The sequence below is a fragment of the Noviherbaspirillum sedimenti genome, from assembly GCF_003590835.1.
GTDB classification, from domain to species: Bacteria; Pseudomonadota; Gammaproteobacteria; order Burkholderiales; family Burkholderiaceae_D; genus Paucimonas; species Paucimonas sedimenti.
Genome location: NZ_QYUQ01000002.1, coordinates 2,604,114 through 2,616,654, shown reverse-complemented (window position 1 = coordinate 2,616,654; position 12,541 = coordinate 2,604,114). Strand labels below are relative to the sequence as shown.

Sequence of the window (12,541 nt, the reverse complement as noted above, 5' to 3'; positions counted from 1 at the left end):
GCGACACAACCCTCGCCATATTGCCATAAAAACCAAAATTGCTTTGCCCTGGGTGCCGGATTTTGCTGAAATGGCACATAGCTTCTTGACCAATAGGATTAGAAGTGCCGGCAGGGACGTTTCCACTAGTGGCCTTGCTGGATGCAACAAAACAACTTTAGCTTCACAACTCTCGGAGAAATATTAATGAAAAAATCGCTACTCGCACTCGCAGTTCTGGGCGCCTTCGCTGCCGGTACCGTTCAAGCACAGACCAATGTTTCGATCGGCGGCGTTATTCGCGCCAACATCAAGAGCTACAAGATCAGCAGCACCGCTCGCCAAACCAGCAACGAACTGCGCATCGACGACGACTTCAACTCGCGTTTCTGGTTGACCGGTACTGAAGATCTGGGCGGCGGTCTGAAAGCCCTGTTCTACGTGGAAAACCGTTTCAACACCGACGTCGGCACTGCTCAAGGCGCTACCGGCAACGGTCTGGGCAACGGCGACACCTTCGTCGGCCTGAGGGGCGACTTCGGCCAAGTGACCCTGGGTAAGCACACCTGGATGTCAACCCAGGGATTGACTACCGAATTGATTACCGGCACCGGCACCGTTGCTTCGATCCCGACCAGCATGCTGGCTACCTTCAACGTGTTCGATCAAACCGGCGCGGGCTATCTGGACACCACCCGCCGCCTCAACTCGATCACCTACCGTACGCCGAACATCAGCGGCTTCAGCGGCACCGTCGGTATCGCTGCTGCTGGCGGCCTTAGCAACGAAGGCGTTGTTACCGCGGGCAATCCGAACTACAACGATGGCAAGGAATACTTCCTGCAAGGCGCGTACGCCAACGGCCCGCTGTACCTGAACCTGGCCTACTGGGACGCTGAAGTTGAAGGCGGCACCGGTGCTGACGTCCAGCAACTGCGTTTCTCGGGTTCCTACAAGTTCGCCGGCTTCAAGGTTGGCCTCGGCGTTGACCGGGCTGAAGTTCAGCCTGTTGCCGCCGGCGCCAATTTTGGTGGCAAGATTTCCCGTACCGCATGGTCGATCCCGCTTAGCTATGCCATCGGCAACGGCACCGTCATGGCCAGCTTCACCAAGGCTGGCGATCGTACCGGCGTGACTGATTCGGGCGCCAAGATGTACACCGTGGGCTATGACCAGGCCCTGTCCAAGCGCACCAACGTCGGCGTGTTCTATAGCCGCCTGGACAACGACCGTAACGGCGCTTACCAGCCGTTCCTGGCAGGCACCACCTTCACCGGTACTGCTCCGGTTGCTGGCGAAACCGCTTCGACCTTCGGTGTCGGCATTCACCACACCTTCTAATTGTCCAGGGGTTTCCCCTGACAAGCAGAATGTCGTAGTTTGACAAGAAAAGCGGGCGCTTCGGCGCCCGTTTTTTTTCGCGTATTATTTGAATCATTGCGGGCGTGTGGGATTGCCAGTCCGTAAGCACGTGACTTTGCAGACGCGCTTCCCTGCGGTTACACTGTACGGGCCCGTCTATCGCAATGAAAGCATGCCATGCCGCTACGTCTTGCCGACTATCCCCAGCTTCGACTGATTGCCTGGAATCGCAGGGAAGATGATCTTGTCGAAGAAGACGAAGTCCTTGCCATGTATGAGCGCAACTGGCGCTACGTGGATGAGGCCATGCTGGATCGAAAAGAGCAGCAGTTGATCGACCGTCTGATTCGGCAGTACGGCCATGGGGTCTTGAATGTTTAAGCGACCACATCACCAGCGGGTCGCCAAAGTACTCCACGCATTCAATCGTGATTTGTTACAAGAAGCCGAGTGTTATTTTGGCGGCGGCACTGCCATTGTGCTTTCCCTCGATGAATACAGGGAGTCTGTAGATATCGATTTCTTGTGCGCTTCCAACGATGGATATCGGCTATTGCGCAATACCGTTTCCCAAGACCTTGGGCAATTATTGACAGAACCGATCAAGCATCTGCGCGAAGTTCGTGCGGACCGGTACGGTATTCGAACCGTGCTTGAGGTGGATGGAATCCCGATCAAGGTCGAAATGGTCAGTGAAGGGCGCATTGCCATCGAGGGCGGACTTGATCTCCCATATTCCCGCCGTTCTGGGAGCTGCATCCGCCAATATCCCGATTAATATGGATAAGTAGTCACTGCAGCCCGGCGATAAAATACAGAAAATAGCTCCCCCGCATGGGGCGCTACAAGTTTAGCCATTGCATTATCACGTCGCCCACTATTTTCCCTGGAATCCACTTGAACAGAATCGGCCGCAACGATCCCTGCCCATGCGGCAGCGGCAAAAAATACAAGCAATGCTGCGCTCTGCGCGAGCCGGCAGCGCCGCCAGCAGGGCGCGAAAATGCCCGCCAGGTCCTGCAAGCGGCGCTCTCACACCATCAGCACGGCCAACTCTCCGCAGCGGAGCCGATCTATCGCCAGGCGCTGGTGCTGGCCCCGGCCGATGTCGATGCGCTGCACCTGCTCGGTGTGCTGTTGCACCAGACTGGCCGCCACGCCCAGGCAGTGGAGATGATCGGCCAGGCGCTGGCACTGCAGCCGGACTTCGCCGAAGCGCACAGCAACCTGGGTGAAGCCTGGCGCGCCATGGGGCGACTGGTTGAGGCCGAGGCTTGCTTTGGCCGGGCGCTGGCGGCAAAAGCCGATTACCCGCAAGCGCACCACAACCTGGGCTTGACCCTGCATGCGCTGGGCCGGCCAGACGACGCCATTGCCGCGTTCCAGCAGGCCTTGTCGCTCAAGCCCGATTACGTCGAAGCCTTGCTGGCGCTGGCCAGGCTGTTGCAGGGGCAGGGCGAACTCAAGAAAGCCTTGCTGTGCTGTCAGCGTTTGTTGCAGATCCGGTCTGACGAGGACGGCCATTGGCACCTGTATGCCGGCATCCTGGAATTATTGAGCGAAGACGCTTTGACGCTGGTCGATCGGGACTTGCTGCTGCGTGCCTTCGACAAGAATGTGCTGGATCCACAAAAGCTGGAACGGATGACGACTGCCATCGTTTGTAGCGATCCCCAGGTGCAGCCGCTGCTGGCTGCAGCAAACGACCCGCAAGGTGGTGTGGCCCGGATCGCCGCGGCACTGGCCGACGGCAGTTTGCGACCCCTGGTAGAAATGCCGCTGCTGCTGGCGCTCCTGGAGCAAAGCCTGATTACCGACTACCGGCTGGAGCGGTTGCTCACGCTGGCGCGGCAAGTCATGCTGGCGGCGGCCTCGCGAGAAGAGTCGGCTGGACCGGCGGCCGACGTGCCAGCGCTTGAGCGTTTCGCCTGCGCACTGGCCCTGCAATGTTTCGCCAACGAATACCTCTATACGGTGACGCCGCAAGAGCAGGAGGTGCTCGCCGCCCTGACGTCCAAGGTTGCCGGCGTCCTGGATCAGCAGGCCACTTGCCCGGTCATCAAGCTGGCGCTGCTGGCTTGCTACCAAGCCCTGTATCGCGCCCCCTTCGCAGCGAAAATCCTGTCGGCAAACTGGCCGCAGGGATATATGCAACTGCTCTTCGAGCGCCAGTTGCGCCAGCTGCTTGAAGAGGAGCGTATCAAGGCGCTGATCCCCGGCGTGAGCGGAGTGACCGATGCGGTTTCGCAAGCGGTGCGTCAGCAATATGAAGAAAACCCCTATCCGCGCTGGCGCCGGCGCGGCAAGCCTGGCATTGCGCAGCCGCTGCGCGAAGCCCTGCACCAGCGCCTGCCGCACTTTTCTTTGCCGGAGCGGTTGCCGGCGGCGCCGGATATCCTGGTCGCGGGCTGTGGCACCGGCAGCGACGCCTTCCAGGTTGCACAAGCCTTCGCACATGCCAGCATGCTCGCTGTCGATATCAGCAAGACCAGTCTTGCCTATGCCATGCGGGCGACGCGGGAATTCGGCGTTGCGGATATCGATTTCCGCCATGGCGATATCCTGGAGCTGGGTGCGCTGGAGCAGAAGTTCGACTTGATTGTCTGCAGCGGCGTCTTGCATCACATGCGTGACCCGCTGGCAGGCTGGCGCGTGCTGACGGGATTGCTGCGCCCGCACGGCTACATGAACATCGGCCTGTACAGCCGTCGCGCGCGGCGCGAGGTGAGCGCGCTGCGGGAACTGGTGGTGCAAAAAGGCTATGCTGCCACACGCGAAGGTATCAGCCGCTTCCGGCGCGACGTGATGCAGGGCGGTAGCGGCATCGACATCGGCGACATTGCCATCAGCCCGGATTTTTACAGCACCAGCGCTTGCCGCGACCTGATCTTTCATGTGCAGGAGCATGTCTATTCGCCGCTGGAAATTGCAGCCTGTCTCGACCAGCTCGGCCTGCAATTCCTGGGTTTTGAATTTTCCAATCCGGAAACCCGCAACCGCTATCTGGCCCGCTTCCCGGGCAACCCGGCCTGTGATTCGCTGGCCAACTGGGAGGTGGTGGAAGAAGAAAATCCGGCTATTTTCGCCGGGATGTACCAGTTCTGGGTAAGCAAGCGTGGCTGATTGCCACCGACTTCTCGTAAAATACTGGCTTGTTGAAGCGTGAGGAAATTATGATCAAGGTTGGCATTGTTGGTGGTACCGGATATACCGGCGTGGAATTGCTGCGTATCCTGGCGGCGCATCCTGAGGTGGAATTGGCCGCCATCACGTCGCGCAAGGAAGACGGCTTGCCGGTGGCGGACATGTTCCCCTCGCTGCGCGGCCATGTCTCGCTGGCCTTTTCCGCGCCGGAAAAGGCGAAGCTGACGGAGTGCGACGTGGTGTTTTTTGCTACGCCGCATGGCGTGGCGATGGCGCAGGCGGCGGAATTGCTGGCGGCCGGCGTGAAAGTCATCGACCTGGCAGCCGATTTCCGCCTGAAAGACACCGCCGAATTCGAAAAATGGTACGGCATGCCGCATTCCTGCCCGGACTTGCTGCGCGAAGCCGTGTATGGTTTGCCGGAAGTGAACCGGGAAGCGATCAAGCAGGCGCGCCTGATCGGCTTGCCCGGCTGCTATCCAACCTCCATGCAATTGGGCTTTGCGCCCTTGCTGGCGCAGGGCAAGCCGCTGGTCAATGAATCCGCGCTGATCGCCGATTGCAAGTCCGGCGTGTCGGGGGCTGGCCGCAAGGGCGAGATTTCCTCCCTGCTGGCGGAAGCTTCGGATAATTTCAAGGCTTATGGCGTCAAGGGTCATCGCCATCTGCCGGAAACCGTGCAGGGGCTGCAGGCCATCGCCGGGCGCAAGGTTGGCCTGACCTTCGTGCCGCATCTGGTGCCGATGATCCGCGGTATCCATTCGACGCTGTATGCGACCATCCTGCCGGAAGCGCGCGATACCGATTTCCAGGCCTTGTATGAAAATCATTTCAAAGGCGAGCGATTCGTCGATGTCATGCCGGCCGGCAGCCATCCGGAGACCCGTTCGGTGCGCGCCTCGAACATGCTGCGCATCGCCGTGCATCGCCCCGGCGGCGGCGACTTGCTGGTGATCCTGGTAGTCGAGGACAATCTCGTCAAGGGCGCAGCCGGCCAGGGCGTGCAATGCATGAATATCCTGTTCGGCCTGGATGAAAAAACCGGCCTGGCGCATGTGCCGGTGTTGCCGTAAGCGGCGCGTATCCCGTTCATGAGTCTGAGGAAACTGTTCGGGCCATCGCTGCGCATGAAGCTGTGGCGCCGGCGCCTGTCGGTCGCCGCGCCCAGGGTCAGCATCCGGCGCCATCTGCCGTGGCCGCTGCGGCTCTTGCTGGTGACGGTTGTGCTGGGCCTGGCCGGTGCGATCGCCCTGGCTACCTACGATCTGGGGCGCAGTCTTGCCGGGCGTGGCAGCGGTGTCAGCGGGGTTGGCGCAGATGACGTGCGCCAGTTGCGCGAGCAGCTTGCGCAGGCAAGCGCCGAGCGCGATCGCTATGCCGGCAGCGTCGATGCCGCCGGGAGCCAGTTGCAGATCGAGCGTTCCGCGCAAACGCAACTGGCGGCACAAGTCAAAAACCTGGTGACCGAAAATGCGCGCCTGAAGGAAGACCTGGCATTCTTTGAAAGCTTGTTGCCAGCCAGCACAGGTGCGCAAGGGATTACGATTCGCCGCCTGACTACCGAGATGATTGCGCCAAATCAATTGAAATATCGCTTATTAGTGATGCAAGGCGGTAAGGGAGACCGTGAATTTGCCGGAAACTTGCAATTGGCGGTGAGCGTGGTGCGCGATGGGAAAAGTGCTATGATAATTTTCCCTGACAGCAAATCAGGCGAAAGCGATAAGTTCAAGCTCGGCTTCCGGCATTATCAGCGGCTGGAAGGAATGTTGAGCTTGCCGGAAGGCGTCACCTTGCAAGCCGTGCAGGCGCGCATTCTTGAAAAAGGCCAGTTGCGCGCGCAACAGTCGGCCAAGCCGTAAAAATTGTCAAAGGAGTGCCATCATGTTTGGCAGCAAAAGCAAAAGCACCATCGATAGCCTGATCGGCTTATCCACCAGAATCGAGGGCAACCTGCATTTCAAGGGGGGGCTGCGTATCGATGGCCATATCCGCGGCAATGTGATCGCCGATCCGAGCCTGGCCAGCATGCTGGTGATTTCCGAACATGCGGTGATCGAGGGCGAGGTGCGCGCGGCGCACCTCGTGGTCAATGGCCAGATCAACGGATCAGTCTATTCCTGCGAGTTGCTGGAATTGCAACCGAAGGCGCGCATTACCGGCGATGTCAATTACAAGGCGCTGGAAATGCATGGCGGCGCCCTCGTGTCCGGCAAGCTGACGCATGACCAGGTGGAAGAGCCGGTGTTGAAACTGGCGGCGCCGGCCAAGCTGGTCGGCACGAATACCTGAGTATTTGTATCGGGTTATAATGCTGCATCTGCCGTAACGTTTCCAGTAGGAGTAAGTCATGAATGCCATCACAGAAATGCCCGCACCGATCGTGTTTACCGACAGCGCCGCCAGCAAGGTCGCGCAATTGATCGAGGAAGAGGGCAATCCCGACCTGAAGTTGCGCGTATTCGTGCAGGGCGGCGGCTGCTCCGGATTCCAGTACGGATTTACCTTCGATGAAATCGTCAACGAAGACGACACCACCATGTCCAAGAACGGCGTGCAATTGCTGATCGATTCGATGAGCTACCAGTACCTGGTGGGCGCTGAAATCGATTACAAGGACGACCTGGAAGGTGCGCAATTCGTCATCAAGAACCCGAACGCCACCACCACCTGCGGTTGCGGCTCGTCGTTCTCGGCTTAGGCTTTTCTGCTCTCGCACAAAGCGCAGCGTAGTCTGCGCTTTTTTTGCGTCCGCTGTATGCGCATCGCAGGTTCGCCGCCGAATGGCCGCATGGCTCAGGCCGGATACAGCGCACCCAGGATGCGGTCGCCCCGGGCGCCGGTGACCGCCGGCAGGTTGCCTGGCTGACGCAGGCAAAAGCGCTGCGCCAGCCAGGCAAAGGCGAGTGCTTCGACATGGTTGGGCGGCATGCCCAGCGCCGCGGTGGAGTCGACTGCGATGTGCATATGGTGTTGCGCCAGGGCGCTTTGCAGTTGCAGCAGCAGATGCGCATTGCAGGCGCCGCCGCCGCAGATGTAGACGGCAGCGGCACCCGGGGCATGACTGGCAATGGCGTCGGCCAGGGTGGTGGCAGTAAAGGATGCCAGGGTCGCCTGCACATCCTGGGGGGGGGGTGTGGTGCCGGTCATCTCGGCTGCAGCGAGTTTCTGCCGCAGCCATTCCAGGTGGAACAAGTCGCGGCCGGTGCTTTTGGGCGGCACCAGGCTGAAAAATGCTTCGTCGCGCAAGGCGTCCAGCAGGGTTGGCAAAACCCTGCCGCTGGACGCCCAGTCGCCATTGCTGTCATACGCCAGACCCTGGTGCAGGCCGATCCAGGCATCCATCAGGACATTGCCGGGGCCGGTATCGAAGCCGATTATTCCTGGCGTGCCTGGCGCGCTGGGCATAACCGGGTTGGCGTCCCCGCTTCGTGGCGGCAGCACGCTGATGTTGCTGATGCCGCCGATGTTGGCGACCACTCTCACCGTATCGGCAGCGGCAAATACCGCCTGATGGAAGGCGGGCACGAGCGGCGCACCCTGGCCGCCGGCGGCGATGTCGCGGCTGCGGAAGTCGGCGACCACATCGATGCCGGTCAATTCGGCCAGCAGGGCGGGGTTGTTGGTCTGGCGGGTATAGCCCAGTTCCGGGCGGTGCCGGATGGTCTGGCCATGCACGCCGATGGCCGCGACCTGCCGCGGCGCCACCCCCGCCTGCGTCAGCAGACTGACAACGCAGGCGGCATAGTGGCTGGCGAGGGTATTGGCGAGCAGGGCTTCACGGTGGATCTCATCATTGCCGGCCGCTTGCAGCGCCAGCATGTCGCGCCGCAGCTCCGGTGGGAAGGCGATATACGCGCTGGCCAAGGTCTCGATCGGGCCACCACGATAATCGGCGGGGAAGGCGGCGAGAACACCATCGGCGCCATCCAGGCTGGTGCCGGACATCAGGCCGATATACAAAGATGAGGAGGAAGCTTGTGGGGGCATAAAAAAACCGTTCATGAAGGTTTGATTTTACAAGCCTTGGGTCACGAACGGTTTTTTCCGGGGCCGCCGCCGGGCGCGGCGATCCCGCTTACTTGATTGCGGCCAGGCGGGTATCGGTCCCAGCCGGATTCAGCAGGGCGAAACGATGCAGCATGTCCGAGGCCACGCTGCGGAAGCGTTGCAGGTTTGCCCCGGCCAGCGGCTGGGTCGTGGGCATGTCGACTGCCATCGGGTCGCGCGCGACATTGCTGACGCGGAATTCATAGTGCAGATGCGGACCGGTGGACCAGCCAGTGCTGCCGACATAGCCGATCAGTTCGCCCTGGTTGATTTTCATGCCTTTGCGGATGCCGCTGGCGAAGCGGCTCATGTGCGCATAGGCGGTCGAATAATTACCCCAGTGCTTGATTTCCACGACATTGCCGTAGCCGCCCTGGGCGCCGACATACTGGACCACGCCATCGGCTGCGGCGCGGATCGGCGTGCCGGTCACGGCGGCGAAATCAACACCCTTGTGCGCCTTCCACTTGCCCGAAATCGGGTGCTTGCGCATCGAAAAGCCCGAAGATATCCGGGAGAATTCCAGCGGCGATTTCAGGAACGCCTTTTTCAGGGACTTGCCGTCGAAACCGAAATAGCCGCCGCCCTGGCTGCTGCCCGGCTCGTCGAACCAGACTGCCTGGTAGGGGCGTCCGCCATTGACGAATTCCGCGGCCAGTACGCGGCCGGCACGGATGTATTCACCACCTTGCCAGAAAGTTTCATAGACCACGTTGAAGTGGTCGCCGCGGCGCAGGTCGGAAGCGAAATCGATGTCCGTGGAAAACATGTCAACGATTTGCGTGGCGACATTGTCCGGGATGAGCGCCAGGTCGGTGGCGGCAAACAGCGATGAGCGGATTTCGCCGCTGCGCATTTCCACCCGCTTTTCCAGGGCTGCCGGGGTCTGTTTCGCCGTGAACCCGTCGCCGGCACGCTGGATCATCAGGTTGCTGGCAGCGTCGCGGCCATTGCCCAGCGTCGTGCGCAGCCATTGCAGCTGACCGTCCGTGTCGGTCTGCGCCTGGACTTGCTTGCCGGGCTTGAGCTGCAATACCTGGTAGGCCGCATGGTCGGTCTTGATGAACTCGGCGGCGGCCGCATCGTCCACGCCCAGGCGTTTGAGCAGCGTGGCGAGGCTGTCGCCAGCGCGGACTTTTTCTTCGCGGACGTAATATTCAGGGGCTTCCTGATGGGCGGCGATCTGGCTTTGCAGATCTGGCAAGGCCAGTTCCAGCGCGACCGTTTTTACCGGCAGGTCGGCGGCGTCCGGCGCCATTGGCGCAACACCAGCGGCGCCAAATGCGCACACGGCCAGCACCAGTGCCGAATAAGACACGATGCGGGACTTGCGGGTAGAACCGAACAGCTGCTTGGCGCTTGTGCCCATGTTGATCAATTTATCTCTAGAGAACATGCAATCAGTTAAAATCAACCGTTTTCTTTCCCTGGTTTTTGCTGTTATTTGATTGGCAGCAATGTTGAGGGGCGATCGGTGATTATACCTAGCCAGGAAAGATTCTCAAACGAAGTTTATACAGATGACTGGAAATTTGAAATTGACTGGTAATAAGGACATGATTGATCCTGCTGCGCCGCAGCAATCTTCTGCATTATCTGATGCCGTGAGGCAAGCTTTGGCGATCACCAAGCGCGGCGTTGACGAATTGCTCATCGAATCCGATTACATCCAGAAACTGGTGCGCGCCGAACAGACCGGCAAGCCTTTGCGCATCAAGCTGGGTCTCGATCCGACCGCGCCAGATCTGCATCTGGGCCACACCGTAGTCCTGAACAAGCTGCGGCAGTTGCAGGATCTCGGGCATCAGGTGATTTTCCTGATCGGCGACTTCACTTCGATGATCGGCGATCCATCCGGGCGCAATATCACCCGGCCGCCGCTGACGAAAGAACAGATCGAGCAGAACGCCCGTACCTATTTTGCGCAAGCCAGTCTGGTGCTCGACAAGGAGCGCACCGAGATCCGCTACAACTCGCAATGGTGCGACGCCCTCGGCTCTGCCGGCATGATCCAGCTGGCGGCCAAATACACGGTGGCGCGCATTCTCGAGCGTGACGATTTCACCAAGCGACTGAAGGCCGGCACGCCGATCTCGGTGCACGAACTGCTGTACCCGCTGATGCAAGGCTATGACTCGGTGGCGCTGCGCTCGGATCTCGAGTTGGGTGGCACCGACCAGAAATTCAACCTGCTGGTGGGCCGCGAGCTGCAAAAGGAAAGCGGCCAGGAGCCGCAATGCATTCTCACCATGCCGCTGCTGGAAGGCCTGGACGGCGTGGAAAAGATGTCCAAGTCCAAGGGCAACTACATCGGCATCACCGAGCCGGCCAACACCATGTTCGCCAAGGTGATGAGCATCTCCGACGACATGATGTGGCGTTACTATGAATTGCTGTCGTTCCGCCCGCTGGAAGAGATCGCCGCTTTCAAGCGGAGTGCCGAAGAAGGTCGCAATCCGCGCGACATCAAGGTGCTGCTGGCGCAGGAAATCGTCACGCGCTTCCATTCGGCCCAGGCCGCCGGCGATGCGCTGGCCGATTTCGACAATCGCGCCAAGGGCGGCATTCCCGACGAGATTCCGGATGTGAGTCTTGCCGGTGCGCCGCTGGGCATCGGGCAATTGCTCAAGCAAGCCAACCTGTGCGCGTCGACTTCGGAGGCCTTGCGCATGGTCGAGCAGGGCGGCGTGCGCATCGATGGCGCCGTCGTCAGCGACAAGGGCCTGAAGGTGGATGCCGGCGCGTTCGTGCTGCAGGTTGGCAAGCGCAAGTTCGCCCGCGTCACGCTGGCCTGAGGCGCCTGCCATGATCGCACTGCTGCAACGCGTGGCGCAAGCCAGCGTCAGTGTCGATGGCGAGGTCGTTGGCGCCATCGATGCCGGCTTGCTGGTCCTGTTGTGCGCCGAACGTGGCGACACTGAAAAAGAAGCCGATGCCTTGCTGGCCAAGACGCTGGCTTACCGCGTATTCGGCGACGAATCCGGACGCATGAACCGCAGTGTCGAGGATGTGGCCGGCGGCTTGCTGCTGGTGCCGCAATTTACCTTGGCGGCAGATACCCGTTCCGGCACGCGCCCCTCGTTTACGCCGGCCGCTGCGCCGGCAGACGGGCGGCGCCTGTTCGATCACGTGGTGCGCCGGGCGCAGGGCCGCCATGGTGCGCAGCGAGTGCAAGCCGGGTGTTTCGGTGCGCACATGCAGGTGACGCTGGTCAACGACGGTCCGGTGACCTTCTGGCTGCAAGTGGCCCCGCCGCGCTGAATCTTTGCGATTACCCACCTGGGTCAAGCCGCCGCGCGCAAGTTTTTGGTATGTTTGTTTTGCGAAAGCAGGACGTCAAGACCTTTCCTTACAGGAGAATCGCATGAAATTCTGGAGCAATTCCTTTCATGACGGCGCTGTCATCCCGGGTGAATACGCCTTTTGCGTAATCGATCCGCTGGCCCATGTGACCTTGTCCTCGAATAAAAATCCGCATCTGGCCTGGAGCGACCTGCCGCCGGGTACCGGCTCGCTGGCGCTGGTGTGCCACGATCCAGATGTGCCGTCGCGCGGCGAGGATGTCAACCAGGAAGGCCGCACCGTGCCGGCGGATTTGCCGCGTGTGGATTTCTTCCATTGGGTGCTGGTGGACCTGCCGCCGCAACTGGCTGGCATCGAAGCCGGCGCCTGCAGCAATGGCGTGACGCCGCGCGGCAAGCCGGGCCCGGGGATCGCTGACCCCGCGCTTGCGCCAGCACGGCATGGCATCAACGACTACACCGGCTGGTTTGCCGGCGACCCGGACATGGCCGGCGATTACCACGGCTACGACGGCCCTTGCCCGCCATGGAACGATGCCATCGCGCATCGCTATGTTTTCACCCTGTATGCGCTGGATCTCGCCCGCTTGCCGGTCGAAGGCAAGTTCACCGGCGCCGATGTGCGCGCGGCGATGGCAGGACACGTCCTGGCGCAGGCGCAATGGTCCGGCAGCTATACCCTGAACCCCGTCTTGAGCAAGTGA

General features: G+C 60.7%; 13 protein-coding genes. 11 read left to right on the top strand and 2 right to left on the bottom strand.

Annotation, left to right across the window (positions count from 1 at the left end; genetic code table 11):
• Nucleotides 1-186 precede the first annotated feature (186 nt).
• From D3878_RS12175 to erpA, 8 genes are all read left to right on the top strand, one after another.
• Complete coding sequence (locus tag D3878_RS12175; RefSeq protein ID WP_158592251.1) at nucleotides 187-1,320, top strand: porin; 1,134 nt, start codon at nucleotides 187-189, stop codon at nucleotides 1,318-1,320.
• 198 nt (nucleotides 1,321-1,518) lie between these two features.
• Complete coding sequence (locus D3878_RS12170) at nucleotides 1,519-1,722, top strand: hypothetical protein (protein WP_119785714.1); 204 nt, start codon at nucleotides 1,519-1,521, stop codon at nucleotides 1,720-1,722.
• On the top strand, nucleotides 1,715-2,119 hold the full coding sequence (locus tag D3878_RS12165; RefSeq protein WP_119785712.1) for a nucleotidyl transferase AbiEii/AbiGii toxin family protein: 405 nt from the start codon (nucleotides 1,715-1,717) through the stop codon (nucleotides 2,117-2,119). Before D3878_RS12170 ends, D3878_RS12165 begins: the two co-directional genes overlap by 8 nt.
• Nucleotides 2,120-2,238: 119 nt before the next feature.
• On the top strand, nucleotides 2,239-4,464 hold the full coding sequence (locus tag D3878_RS12160; protein ID WP_158592250.1) for a tetratricopeptide repeat protein: 2,226 nt from the start codon (nucleotides 2,239-2,241) through the stop codon (nucleotides 4,462-4,464).
• A 50-nt stretch (nucleotides 4,465-4,514) separates the two neighbouring features.
• Nucleotides 4,515-5,558, top strand: a complete 1,044-nt coding sequence (argC, locus tag D3878_RS12155) for an N-acetyl-gamma-glutamyl-phosphate reductase (protein ID WP_119785709.1) — start codon at nucleotides 4,515-4,517, stop codon at nucleotides 5,556-5,558.
• Between the two features lie 18 nt (nucleotides 5,559-5,576).
• Nucleotides 5,577-6,347 carry a DUF6776 family protein gene (locus tag D3878_RS12150; RefSeq protein WP_233556322.1) on the top strand — a complete coding sequence of 257 codons (771 nt, stop codon included), beginning with the start codon at nucleotides 5,577-5,579 and terminating at the stop codon, nucleotides 6,345-6,347.
• 22 nt (nucleotides 6,348-6,369) lie between these two features.
• Nucleotides 6,370-6,777: a bactofilin family protein gene (locus D3878_RS12145; protein ID WP_119785707.1), complete on the top strand. Its 408-nt coding sequence runs from the start codon at nucleotides 6,370-6,372 to the stop codon at nucleotides 6,775-6,777.
• Nucleotides 6,778-6,835: 58 nt separating this feature from the next.
• Nucleotides 6,836-7,186: an iron-sulfur cluster insertion protein ErpA gene (gene erpA, locus D3878_RS12140; protein WP_119785706.1), complete on the top strand. Its 351-nt coding sequence runs from the start codon at nucleotides 6,836-6,838 to the stop codon at nucleotides 7,184-7,186.
• A gap of 95 nt (nucleotides 7,187-7,281) precedes the next feature.
• Here erpA and D3878_RS12135 read toward each other — a convergent pair whose 3' ends face one another.
• Complete coding sequence (locus tag D3878_RS12135; protein ID WP_119787862.1) at nucleotides 7,282-8,475, bottom strand: anhydro-N-acetylmuramic acid kinase; 1,194 nt, start codon at nucleotides 8,473-8,475, stop codon at nucleotides 7,282-7,284.
• Nucleotides 8,476-8,563: 88 nt separating this feature from the next.
• On the bottom strand, nucleotides 8,564-9,931 hold the full coding sequence (locus D3878_RS12130) for a M23 family metallopeptidase (RefSeq protein ID WP_119785705.1): 1,368 nt from the start codon (nucleotides 9,929-9,931) through the stop codon (nucleotides 8,564-8,566).
• 160 nt (nucleotides 9,932-10,091) lie between these two features.
• Here D3878_RS12130 and tyrS point away from each other — a divergent pair, with 160 nt between their 5' ends.
• The 3 genes from tyrS (at nucleotide 10,092) to D3878_RS12115 (ending at nucleotide 12,541) form a co-directional block, all read left to right on the top strand.
• Nucleotides 10,092-11,330: a tyrosine--tRNA ligase gene (tyrS, locus tag D3878_RS12125; RefSeq protein ID WP_119785703.1), complete on the top strand. Its 1,239-nt coding sequence runs from the start codon at nucleotides 10,092-10,094 to the stop codon at nucleotides 11,328-11,330.
• A 10-nt stretch (nucleotides 11,331-11,340) separates the two neighbouring features.
• Nucleotides 11,341-11,796 (top strand): D-aminoacyl-tRNA deacylase, encoded by a 456-nt coding sequence (gene dtd, locus D3878_RS12120; protein WP_119785702.1) that lies wholly within the window; start codon nucleotides 11,341-11,343, stop codon nucleotides 11,794-11,796.
• Nucleotides 11,797-11,899: 103 nt separating this feature from the next.
• Complete coding sequence (locus D3878_RS12115) at nucleotides 11,900-12,541, top strand: YbhB/YbcL family Raf kinase inhibitor-like protein (RefSeq protein ID WP_119785701.1); 642 nt, start codon at nucleotides 11,900-11,902, stop codon at nucleotides 12,539-12,541.

Excerpts from the sequence above, each read along its gene's own strand:
- D3878_RS12175 (WP_158592251.1), top strand. The coding sequence starts at position 187 with ATGAAAAAATCGCTACTCGCACTCGCAGTTCTGGGCGCCTTCGCTGCC.
- D3878_RS12170 (WP_119785714.1), top strand. The coding sequence starts at position 1,519 with ATGCCGCTACGTCTTGCCGACTATCCCCAGCTTCGACTGATTGCCTGG.
- D3878_RS12165 (WP_119785712.1), top strand. The coding sequence starts at position 1,715 with ATGTTTAAGCGACCACATCACCAGCGGGTCGCCAAAGTACTCCACGCA.
- argC (WP_119785709.1), top strand. The coding sequence starts at position 4,515 with ATGATCAAGGTTGGCATTGTTGGTGGTACCGGATATACCGGCGTGGAA.
- D3878_RS12150 (WP_233556322.1), top strand. The coding sequence starts at position 5,577 with ATGAGTCTGAGGAAACTGTTCGGGCCATCGCTGCGCATGAAGCTGTGG.
- D3878_RS12145 (WP_119785707.1), top strand. The coding sequence starts at position 6,370 with ATGTTTGGCAGCAAAAGCAAAAGCACCATCGATAGCCTGATCGGCTTA.
- erpA (WP_119785706.1), top strand. The coding sequence starts at position 6,836 with ATGAATGCCATCACAGAAATGCCCGCACCGATCGTGTTTACCGACAGC.
- D3878_RS12135 (WP_119787862.1), bottom strand. The coding sequence starts at position 8,475 with ATGCCCCCACAAGCTTCCTCCTCATCTTTGTATATCGGCCTGATGTCC.
- D3878_RS12130 (WP_119785705.1), bottom strand. The coding sequence starts at position 9,931 with ATGTTCTCTAGAGATAAATTGATCAACATGGGCACAAGCGCCAAGCAG.
- tyrS (WP_119785703.1), top strand. The coding sequence starts at position 10,092 with ATGATTGATCCTGCTGCGCCGCAGCAATCTTCTGCATTATCTGATGCC.
- dtd (WP_119785702.1), top strand. The coding sequence starts at position 11,341 with ATGATCGCACTGCTGCAACGCGTGGCGCAAGCCAGCGTCAGTGTCGAT.
- D3878_RS12115 (WP_119785701.1), top strand. The coding sequence starts at position 11,900 with ATGAAATTCTGGAGCAATTCCTTTCATGACGGCGCTGTCATCCCGGGT.